The organism is Sulfitobacter sp. CW3 (assembly GCF_019392245.1).
Taxonomy (GTDB): Bacteria; Pseudomonadota; Alphaproteobacteria; order Rhodobacterales; family Rhodobacteraceae; genus Sulfitobacter.
Genome location: NZ_JAHXRL010000017.1, coordinates 1 through 10,470 on the forward strand (window position 1 = coordinate 1; position 10,470 = coordinate 10,470).

General features: G+C 55.1%; 10 protein-coding genes and 1 pseudogene. 8 read left to right on the forward strand and 3 right to left on the reverse strand.

Features of this window, described 5'->3' with window-relative positions; all coding sequences use genetic code 11:
* Nucleotides 1–358 (reverse strand): annotated as a pseudogene (locus KZZ06_RS19940) (transposase); the annotation flags it as partial.
* A 123-nt stretch (nt 359–481) separates the two neighbouring features.
* Here KZZ06_RS19940 and KZZ06_RS19945 point away from each other — a divergent pair.
* A complete protein-coding gene (locus KZZ06_RS19945; protein ID WP_219581744.1) occupies nt 482–1,300 on the forward strand; it encodes an HNH endonuclease in 819 nt (272 codons plus the stop codon).
* A gap of 370 nt (nt 1,301–1,670) precedes the next feature.
* Entirely contained in the window at nt 1,671–2,417 is a 747-nt protein-coding gene (locus KZZ06_RS19950) for a nucleotidyltransferase domain-containing protein (RefSeq protein ID WP_219581745.1), read from the forward strand.
* Nucleotides 2,418–2,691: 274 nt separating this feature from the next.
* On the opposite strand, the gene KZZ06_RS19955 is transcribed toward KZZ06_RS19950, so the two are convergent.
* On the reverse strand, nt 2,692–3,579 hold the full coding sequence (locus KZZ06_RS19955) for a LysR family transcriptional regulator (RefSeq protein WP_257884508.1): 888 nt from the start codon (nt 3,577–3,579) through the stop codon (nt 2,692–2,694).
* A gap of 93 nt (nt 3,580–3,672) precedes the next feature.
* On the opposite strand from KZZ06_RS19955, the gene KZZ06_RS19960 reads away from it, so the two are divergent.
* The 4 genes from KZZ06_RS19960 to KZZ06_RS19975 all read left to right on the forward strand — a co-directional run bounded on the left by KZZ06_RS19960 (nt 3,673) and on the right by KZZ06_RS19975 (nt 7,654).
* Nucleotides 3,673–4,854: an MFS transporter gene (locus KZZ06_RS19960; protein WP_219581747.1), complete on the forward strand. Its 1,182-nt coding sequence runs from the start codon at nt 3,673–3,675 to the stop codon at nt 4,852–4,854.
* Nucleotides 4,855–5,190: 336 nt separating this feature from the next.
* Nucleotides 5,191–5,868: an SOS response-associated peptidase gene (locus KZZ06_RS19965; protein ID WP_219581748.1), complete on the forward strand. Its 678-nt coding sequence runs from the start codon at nt 5,191–5,193 to the stop codon at nt 5,866–5,868.
* Nucleotides 5,869–5,951: 83 nt separating this feature from the next.
* Nucleotides 5,952–6,386: a LexA family transcriptional regulator gene (locus KZZ06_RS19970; RefSeq protein WP_219581749.1), complete on the forward strand. Its 435-nt coding sequence runs from the start codon at nt 5,952–5,954 to the stop codon at nt 6,384–6,386.
* The gene (locus KZZ06_RS19975; protein ID WP_219581750.1) at nt 6,383–7,654 is read left to right on the forward strand and encodes a Y-family DNA polymerase; all 1,272 of its coding nucleotides are present in this window, start codon (nt 6,383–6,385) and stop codon (nt 7,652–7,654) included. Before KZZ06_RS19970 ends, KZZ06_RS19975 begins: the two co-directional genes overlap by 4 nt.
* Nucleotides 7,655–7,854: 200 nt before the next feature.
* Here the strand turns inward: KZZ06_RS19975 and KZZ06_RS19980 are convergent, their stop codons facing one another.
* A complete protein-coding gene (locus KZZ06_RS19980; protein WP_219581751.1) occupies nt 7,855–8,541 on the reverse strand; it encodes a YafY family protein in 687 nt (228 codons plus the stop codon).
* A gap of 97 nt (nt 8,542–8,638) precedes the next feature.
* Here KZZ06_RS19980 and KZZ06_RS19985 point away from each other — a divergent pair, with 97 nt between their 5' ends.
* Nucleotides 8,639–9,487, forward strand: a complete 849-nt coding sequence (locus KZZ06_RS19985) for a DMT family transporter (RefSeq protein WP_219581752.1) — start codon at nt 8,639–8,641, stop codon at nt 9,485–9,487.
* 201 nt (nt 9,488–9,688) lie between these two features.
* Nucleotides 9,689–10,282, forward strand: coding sequence for a rhodanese-like domain-containing protein (locus tag KZZ06_RS19990; protein WP_219581753.1), 594 nt, complete (start codon nt 9,689–9,691; stop codon nt 10,280–10,282).
* Nucleotides 10,283–10,470 lie beyond the last annotated feature (188 nt).

Genomic DNA, 10,470 nt, shown 5'->3' on the forward strand with positions numbered 1-10,470 from the left:
CGCTGATCTCGAACGTCCTGCACGCCAACGCAACGCTGACGCCGTGCCCCGCGACCGCGTTCATGGCCATCTCTCGCCTCAGAGACGGCCTTAACGCTTTTTTCCAAGAGCTTCCTTGAGCAGGTCGTTCTGCATGCTCATCTCAGCATACATGCGCTTCAGACGACGGTTCTCCTCCGCCATATCCTTCATCTCGGAAATCATCGACGCATCCATGCCGCCAAACTTCGCACGCCATTTATAGAAGCTGGCGCTACTCATCCCATGCTCGCGGCAAAGCTCAGAAACCGGCACACCGCCCTCTGCCTGTTTCAACACCGCCATGATCTTGCGCGTCGCTGTATCGTCCATTCTTCATTCAAAATCTCCTCAGATATCTTGCCGAGAAAATTCTACTTTTGAACACCACTAATTTTAGGGGGGATTACCCCACGACGGGGTTCAACAGTTGGTCGGAGTTGCTGGAAACGCAACTGCCTTGATGAACAATGAACCACGAAAAATCCATTTGGCGAAAACTTTGAGTATTATCGATTTTGAGAAAGAAGCCTGGGAGGTAGAATCGGCCAAAGCATGTCACGACAATGACGAAAGAGCTTTCAAAAAAATATGGAACGAGGACGTAAAGTGGATCCCTAATTGGTTTTGCCCTGCGGACCTTTTTTTGTGGCTTAAAGAACCTGTGACTCTGGACGCTAGCTCAATAATAACCGGTAAAACACGTTTGGTGACAATGTATAGCGCTTATAGCCCCGTAGACGCAGGTCAAGCCCGGGCCATTCTGGAGCATATCCCAAATGATCAGCGAACTGCTACGTGGGGCAGGCTCTCGGGTCTCATTAGAGCTGCAGATCGACTTGCTGAAGCAAAAGATATTGATGAACTAGAAAACCGAAAAGACATTTCAATAACCACCAAAGAGACACTGGCTAATGCTCGGCGTGGACAGGGTCGTTTTAGACGCGACTTGGAAAACCGTTGGGACAATCAATGCGCTGTTACAGGCTGCAACTTAAAAGAAGTTAATCGCGCCTCCCACATCAAGGCATGGCATTTGAGTAGTGATGCCGAACGCCTCGACGGCCATAATGGGATATTGCTAGCAGCTCATATTGATGCGCTCTTTGATCGAGGCATTATTTCTTTTAATGCTGCCGGCAAAATGCTTGTATCTAAAGACATTCTGGTGGCCGAATTAGATCGGATCGGACTACCCATGAACCTACGGAAACCGCTGCGCGAAGAGGAAAAAACCTATCTAAGCCACCATAGAAGGACTTATGGTTTTCCAGCTAGTTGAAAGTGAGTCATTGCAAGAGTTATGAAGGCCCTCGCAAAAAGGTGTATGAAATACAAGCCGAGCATTTCAATGCATGTGTGCTTTGCCTCGTTGAAACCACCGCTCCGAGTTGGCTTTCGCCACACACGGCCCAGACCGGACATTGACCCCACGCTCCTGATGCTGCGGTGCGGCCAGTTGAAGTAGACATTGATCGAAGATGCAACATTTTGGGCTGCAGAGGTCTGCACTGCGGACCAAGGCACCATTTCGCTGCGCCTGCACCAATGGCGGCTTCGATCGTTTCAAAATAAGTTGTTGGCCGCCAACAATCGCCTGATAGAGTTGAGCGATAGCCTACGTTTCCCCCATACCATCCGGGAGTTTGTCATTGCGCCAAAAGCTGTCAGCGGCCTTGTCTGTGGCCACTAAAATTCGAGAACAGTTCTTTCCGACGGCAAGCGCATTTTTGCTTGCCGGATCGGTGGTTCGTGATGAAGCAACGGCCTATTCTGACCTTGACCTCGTCGTTGTTTTTGAAAACGTCGAGAATGCCCGACGGCAATCTTTCGTCTTTGACGGCTGGCCTGTTGAGGCGTTCATACACGATGCTCAAACTCTGGAGTATTTCTTTCGCGAGGTGGATCGCCTGTCAGGAGTGCCATCTCTACCGAATATGGTGAGTGAGGGCATCGAACTACCTGCCGAAACGGAAACTGGAAGTCTAATCAAAAGTCTGGCACGTCGAGTTTTGGAGGAGGGCCCGATACCGTGGGGCCAGAAAGAACGTGAAAATTCGCGTTATGCGATCAGCAATATGGTCGATGACATCCGCGAGCCGCGCAATTCCGACGAGCTTCGTATTGTGGTCTCTGGTCTTTACGCCGCCCTCGCAAATCATTTTCTACGTTCCCAAAGTCAGTGGTCTGCCAAGGGCAAGAGTATTCCTAGAAGACTTATGGGCGTCGACCCCGAGTTCCACCAAAGTGTTACAGATGCTTTTGAGGCTGCGTTCATAAAAGAGGATACCGATCCCGTTATCCGCCTTTGCGAACGTGTTTTGGAACGGGATGGAGGATTTCTTTTCGAAGGTTATACCCGCGAAGCACCCAAAGAGTGGCGGATGCCTGAACCGTGACGACGGTTGAGCTGCCATTCCTTCACCTTGCAGCATCCGGTACTTTGGGCTCACTGCCTACCTCCGATGCGGCGCGGCATCTGCAAGGTCGCGGCGTCGGCCCTTGTCTTTGACGGCCCAAAGCTGCCTTTAGCATGTGGCTTCGCCGCTGCGGTGCTACTTCCAGGAAGCGGACGTCTAAAAATATGTCTATATAAGGCTGACGGGGAGCAACCTTCTTGGGGCCACGCTTTGCTCGGAAGCGTTATACATGCTGAAAAAACGCTCGCATAACTTAGCCTCCACCAATTTTTCCCACCCAATCAAGAAAAACCCCAAGTCGCCGCAGGCCCGAGACGCGGGTAAGGTAGAGCGCTGAGATATCCAAAGGGGCGGCTTCGAGTTGGCCCGGAAACAGCTCAATCAAACGCCCGGCTTGGATATCGTCTGCGATCATGAAATCGGAAAACCGCGCGATTCCAAGTCCGCCTAATACCATCTGGCGCACAGCCTCTCCATTACCCGCGGTCAGGGCGGTGGGCACCGTCACAGGGTTGGACTGACCATCAAAGCGTAATGTGTTAATATGATCGGGTGCCGCGAACCGAACTTGCTCCAGCTGTGCGAGGTCGGCCGGTGTTTTTGGCCAGCCGTTGCGATCGAGATAGCCCGGCGCAGCCACCAATTTCCAAGCCGTGCGCCCCAAGGGGCGGTGCAACATGTCGCTGTCGGGCAGCTGGCCAAGCCGAATGGCAACATCAGCGTGGCTGCCGATCAGATCCACCAGCGAGTCTGTCATGTCGATCGACAGTTGGATGTCCGGATACTTTGCGTGAAACTCAGCCAGACGCGGGGCGAGGACATGCAGGACGTAAGGAACCGGTGCGTTTACACGCAGTGGCCCGGCGGGGGCCTGTCCGCTGGTAGCGATTTCTTGCAGGGCTTCGCTGCGGTCCAAAATCTCGCGCGCCTCAGCCAGAACGGCGGCACCTTCAGGGGTGATCTCGATGGATCGCGTCGTGCGCCGCAACAGTGTGACTTTCAACTGCTCTTCCAGCCGCGTGACTGACCGGCTGAGCGTAGAGGCCGATACCCCTCTGCGCCGTGCAGATTCAGCAAAGCCCCCATCATCGACGATCCCGACAAAAGCGGCCAAATCCCCCATGCGTAGCAATTCGTGCATTTTCTGCAATGATCCATTCCAAACTTGTCTATTCTCGCAATAGATAACGGCAGGCATATACGGCGTCGACATCAAATTTATTGGAGAAAACCGATGCCACTTGCCCTTTGGGCGCTGACCATCAGCGCTTTCGCCGTCGGAACGACCGAGTTCGTTATCGTCGGCTTGCTTCCCACCATCGCCGCCGATCTTGGCGTTTCAATACCTTCCGCTGGTCTGCTGGTCAGTCTTTACGCCCTTGGCGTGACCATCGGCGCGCCAGTGCTGACCGCCATGGCCGACCGTGTGCCTCGTAAGACGCTGTTGCTGCTTTTGCTGGCGCTGTTCACGCTCGGCAATGCTTATGCCGCCTTTGCGCCGGATTACGGCAGCCTTGTCGCGGCGCGCTTTATCACCGGTCTCGCCCACGGTGTGTTCTTTGCAATCGCTTCGACGATCGCGACCGATTTGGTAGAGCCTGAAAAGGAAAGCTCGGCCATTGCGCTGGTGTTCCTTGGTTTGACTGTCGCGCTTGTAACGGGTGTTCCCTTGGGGACGTTCATCGGCCAAAACTTCGGCTGGCAGTCGACTTTCCTTGGCGTTGTCGCGCTTGGCGTGATCGGTTTCATCGCGTCTGCCATTCTGGTGCCCGCCAATCTTACAAAGGCCGCGTCAGCGGGGATCAAAGCCCAGTTACAGGTGCTGACTTCGCCGCGCCTTCTGCTGGTCTATCTAATCACGGCTGTCGGCTATGGCGGCAACTTCATCGCCTTCACCTTCCTTGCGCCGATGCTGAACGAAGTCACGGGTCTGTCTGCGGGCACCATCAGCCTTGTGTTGCTGCTTTACGGCGCATCTGTCGCCGTCGGGAATATCGCGGGCGGCAAGCTGGCTGACCGGATCGGTGCAGTAGCGTCCCTGACGGTGATCTTTGCTGGTCTTGGGATATCACTGGTCGCACTTGGCGCGTTCCTGACCAGCCCGATTACAGCCATCGCGGTCGCGGCATTCTGGGGCGGCTTTGCCTTTGCCAACGTGCCGCCCTTGCAGTCTTACGTGGTGCAAATTGCGCGCGAAGTCTCGCCCGGTGCGGTTGATGTGGCGTCTGGTCTGAACATCGGAGCCTTCAACCTTGGCATCGCCGGTGGCGCATGGGCCGGTGGGCTTGTGGTCGAGGGGATCGGCCTTGCCGCGGCACCCTACATCGCGGCTGGAGTGGTGGGTGTCGGGATCGTTCTGGTGCGCCTGTCCGGCCGCCTGAACGGGGCAGCACCTCAAGCTGTCACTGCTGAATAGAACCCTCCCGCCTTGCCGCGTCATTGATGCGGCGAGGCGATGGTTGAAAAAGGAGACACACACACCGTAGTGGATTTTACGAACATACTGGCTATGGCGGTTGACTTGCGTGAACGCCCGCCAATGTCAGCTTTCACTTAAAAAGCAATGCTTGCGTTCACGCGCAGCGAAAGTCGACTTTCCGCCATTGTTGTCGGTCAACGTGAGTGGCCCCAATATCGCACCACAACGTCTTGGAGCTATCGCTCACCAGCATAAAATACGATCACTCCACCACTTTAAGCCCGAGTTGAATTGACAGATACTTGTTCCGAACCCACCGCTGGAATACCTGACATGTGTAACCTCTACTCGAACACCCTGCCCTCCACGCTGATGCAGCAGGTCTTTGGGGTCGAGGCCACGAATGACCACCTCGGCAACGCTGAACCTCTGCCAGCTATCTTTCCCAAAGGCACTGCACCCATTGTCGCGCTGAATAAGGACGGTGAGCGGGCGCTTTGGAACACACATTGGGGCTTTGTCTTGCCTCAGCTATCCAAGAAGACTGGCAAACCGATCCAGCCCAAAGCTGTAAACAATGCCCGTGACGACAAGCTGCGTAGTTCGCCGTTCTGGAAGAGTAGCTTTATCGAGAGACGCTGCCTGATCCCTGCGTCGAGCTTTTGCGAAGCGAAGGGCCGCGCACCTGCGACCTACGTCTGGTTTGGCGTGAAGGGCGAAGGTGCCCGTCCTGCGTTCGCGCTGGCCGGGGTTTGGCGGCAGTTCTCAGGAGCTTACGGAACAGAGCATCGTGAGCTGACCACTTCATCGATGATTACCACCGTGCCAAACGAACTGGTCAAGGATACCCACCCCGACAGAATGCCGGCAATCCTGCATCCCGAGAATTATGAGACATGGCTGACGGGCACCCCGGAGGACGCGTTCAAACTCATTCGCCCCTTCCCGGCTGAGAAAATGGTAATCCACCAGAGCGGTGAGGATTTGAAATCTGATCGAGGTGGACTTTGACGCAGCGTGATCGGGCCGATCAAACTTGACATGTGATCGGCAAATAGCAGGCTGAGAACAAATAGCGAACACTTAGGATTCTCATGCCCCTGCACCCTATCGAGCAACCAAACCTTGCAGCCACGCACCCTGTGCACCTCGTGAGCACCCCTGCCAGTGCGGGCTTTCCGTCGCCAGCGGGGGATGACCTGGAAGATGAGATTGATCCAATGGCCTGGGTTGTGCGCCATCCCGCCTCCACGTTCTGGTGGCGTGTTGAGGGCGATTGTCTGTGGGATGCAGGTATCCGCGACGGCGACATCATCGCGGTGGATCGCGCTGGAAAGCGGCGCGTTGGCCGTGCGGTGTTGGCTGTGGTCGATAGTGCCGTGACCGCAAAGATCCTCAGAAAGCGGGGCGATCGCTATTACCTTGCGCCCGCCAACAGCCAGGAACAGTTTCCTGATATTGAGTTGACCGAAGACAGTGAGATCTGGGGGGTGATAGCCGGGGTCGTGCGACGCTACGATCTGGCATGAAGCGCCCCATCGCGATTAGCGACAGTGCCAACTTCTACGTCAGCGCCGAGCGCATATTTGACCAGACTCTGAAAAATGTACCGGTCATTGTGCTCTCCAACAATGATGGCTGCGCAATAGCGCGCAGCGACGAGGCAAAGGCGCTTGGGATCAAGATGGGCCAACCGCTGCACCACATCCGAGACAAAATCGAAACCCATGGCGTGCGCGTGTTCAGCTCCAATTACACGCTTTATGGCGACATCTCCCGGCGGGTTGTCGAAGTTTACGAAGACTTCACACCAAACGTGGAAATCTACTCTATCGACGAATGTTTCCTGGACTTTGTTGGCTTCAAGGATCGGACCGCCCATGCACTGGCACTACGCTCAGCGGTCCTGAGGCGTGTTGGTGTGCCCGTGCGCATTGGTATCGCGCCCACCAAAACGCTGGCGAAATGCGCAAATGAAATCGCCAAGAAGAACCCGATTTTTGCCGGCGTGCTGGATTTGATGGAGGACGCACTTGCCGATTGGCTTTTGCCGCGTGTGCCCGTCGGTGACATCTGGGGCGTCGGTCGAAAGACGGAGCAAAAACTCAAAGCCCTCAGCATCCACACTGCTGGTGAGCTACGCGACATGCCGATCAGGCAAGCGCGCGCGGTCGGCACTGTTGTGTTGGAGAGGACCGTTTTGGAGCTGCAAGGAGAGGCCTGTCTCTCCTTCGAGGATGTGGAGCCGCAACGTAAAGGAATGGCCGTCACACGCTCCGCAGGGACGCCTATGGAGGACTTTGATACGCTGTTCCAAGCGATCACGGCACATGCATCTCGTGGGGCAGAAAAGCTCCGCCAGCACGGGTTGGTCGCTGGCACACTGACGGTATTCTTCCATACCAACCGGCACCGCCCTGATCGCCCTCAATATGCCGCCTCTAAATCGACGCGAATGACACCTATGTCATCGGATACCTTTGAACTCGTCGAAGCTGCACGGCGCTGCGCCGTTGCTGCCTGGCCGAAGTCCCGGTCCGAAACCTTCGGGTTCACCAAAGCCGGTATCCTGCTGAACGACCTGGTGCGATACGAAGATCGCCCTCAGACACTGTTCGAACAAGTGCGGCCGAAATCAGGTGCCTTGATGGGAGCGATAGACCAAGTGAACGACCGCTTCGGCAAGAGGACGATCGTTGTTGCCAGCGAAGGGGTAAAGCAGTCTTGGCAACTCCGCGCAGACCATCGGAGCCCACGGTATACCACACGTATGGAGGATCTGCCTGTCGTGCGGTGAAGGTGTGGCGGAAGTTCCGACGACGCTGAAAGCATCACATCATCGCCGGAACCGCTAACTGCCGGTTTAGCTGAACTATATAAGAATCACTCGCCACTTTGGCGGGAATTGCAGGCATTTAGCTGCGCCTCATACCGAAGACAGCTTTGCGGGACAAAGCACTATTTCGCTGCGACTGCTCCAATGGCGGCTTTTGTGCGCTAGAAGTCTTTTGTCGAAACAGTCTCATTCTTCTGCGTATTCTCCCACTGCGCAATAAGGGCGTCCCCTTCGCCCTTAAAATCGGCCGACAAGAAATCGCCGTGGGCGATACGGTCAACGCGAAAGTGGCGCAGGCTTTGACGCAACTCACACCACGCAACGATCATGACATTGTCCACATAATAAATGAGAACAAGCGGCCAGATGATGCGGTGGGTTTCACGTTTCTCCGCATCTCGATAGAAAATCTCCAACTTGGTTTCCGAGCGGATCGCGGCGCGAAGACCTGACAGATCTATCGGCGGCTCAGTCTCGACGCCCCACGATGAGGTAACGAGCTTTCGTGTCCCCGGTGCTGCCTCATGCAGTTTTCGTGAGGCCCGCCCCGCTGCGCGCCACAAACCGGGATCGCCCGTGCGTGCAACAAGGCTTAAACCAACCGCAATGGCCTCGGCTTCATCGACGTCAAGGTTGATCGGAGGAAGGTCGTAGCCCTTTCGCATAACATAACCGATACCGGGTTCCCCCAGTATTGGGGTTTGCATGGCCTGCAAGCTGGCAATGTCCCGATAGACGGTTCTGACTGACACTTCGAGGGTCGCTGCTAGATCACGCGCCAAAAGCGGTTTCTTGGCGTCGCGCAATAGCTGAATGATCTCGAAAAACCGTGTCGTCTTGGATGCCATGACTGTTCACCTTTTTATACCCGGCATGAAACACTCCTGACATACAGATGTCAGTAGTTTGTAGCTATTCATGCACAAGCAATGCAAGGGGCATGCGGTGACACTGATCAATACCAACCAAAGAAAAGCAGGCATTGTTCTCGTGGTAGCCTCCGCGATTGTCTTTAGTTCTGCCGGTGTTTTCACCAATGGCGTTTCAACAGACGCTTGGGGGGTCATCTTCTGGCGAGGGGTTGCAGCGGCGGCGTTTACGCTGATTTATCTGGTGTTGCGCGGTGCACTTCTTGCAGAAATCAGAGCATTCAACAAACCCGCATTCTTTGTGACCTTGATGATGGCCGCTGGCACTGCCGCGTTTATCCCCGCATTCAAACTCAGCAGCGTCGCAAATGTCGCTTTGATCTATGCCACAGCCCCTTTCATCGCCGCAGGGCTATCGTGGATTTTCATCAAAGAGCCTCCAACCACGCGGGTCATTTTGGCAAGTTTGGCGGCGCTCGGCGGGGTTTTCGTCATTGTTTCAGCATCATTTGGCGGCAGTCAGCTAACAGGAGATTTCCTTGCCCTGTTCATGACCCTGATGATGTCAGGCATTATGGTTGTTTACCGGAAATTCCCATCGACAACTGCGGCGCTACCGGCTGCCCTGTCATCCATCGTGCTGCTGCCATTTGCTTTGGCGTATGGCGACCCGTTTGCCGTGCAAAGTCACGAATTGCCGATACTAATAGCCTTCGGCCTTGTTTTCGCGGTTGCCTCGGTGACGTTGTCGGAGGGCGCGAGGCGTTTGCCGTCGGCGGAAACAGCATTGCTTTCGACGCTGGAAATGCCGCTTGCACCCGTCTTAGCGTTTCTTGTGTTATCAGAGGTACCAACCTCTCCCGCAATCATTGGCGGGTCCATCATTTTTCTAGCCGTTGTTTGGTCGCAAAAACGTAATGCCTAACATTGAAGGCCGACCTTCGTGCTCCATGCAGCATCGGTCAAAATGGGCTCAGACCAGACCTCGGAGGCAGCGCAGCATCCTCCCGGCTAAGCCGTAATACCACGCTGAGAACGGCCCAGAGCCGACCTTGGCCGCACTTCTCGACCCGTCGATTGAAGATCTGTAAGATGAGATTAATCACAATGTGAGGAGGATAAGCAGATGCAAGGATTTTTTTTGGGGCCTTTGTTGGTAATGATCGCCACAGCCGCTGCAGCTGACGACGTCGGTATTTCCGCGGACACCATGAGCGTCACCGTTCAAACAGTTAACGGTCCCGTCGAGATCATGCGCGACCAGGATACCGAAGCGCGTTTGGGTGAGCCTTGGGCCAGAACCTCACGGCCCTGTCCCAATTTCTGCATCCAACCGATGAGCCCTGCCCCTGGCGTGACAACGATTGGAGAATTGGAGGTGCTGGAGTTCCTGCAGTCCAGTGATGCCGTGCTCGTCGATGGACGCATACGCCCGCAATACGAGCAAGGCACTATTCCGGGAGCAATCTCTGTACCCTATACCGAAGCTGCCGACAGGCTGGGCGAGTTTGGGTGCGAGATCGATTTCGACGGTTGGATTTGCGAGGCTGAAGTTCCTGCGGTCGTGCTATTTTGCAACGGCCCTTGGTGTGGCCAGTCACCAACCGCAGCGCGTCGTATGATCGAAGCAGGCTTTCCTGCTGAGAAAATCTTTTACTACCGAGGCGGCATGCAAAGTTGGAACATGTTGGGGCTGACCGTCATACCGGGTGCTTCCTGATACACTCCATCGCTGTCGTGGAAAGTAGTGAGGCGTTCGTTTCGGTGACATTCTACGAGTTCAGTACAGGCTGACCGATGCGGACTTCCAATTGCGAACAATGGCGCTTTGCAGCTGACCTGCTCCCCATTGAGTCCGCTAATTTAGGTTAGCTCTGTTCAAGTTTTGGTCCTCTTCTGACCTGTTAG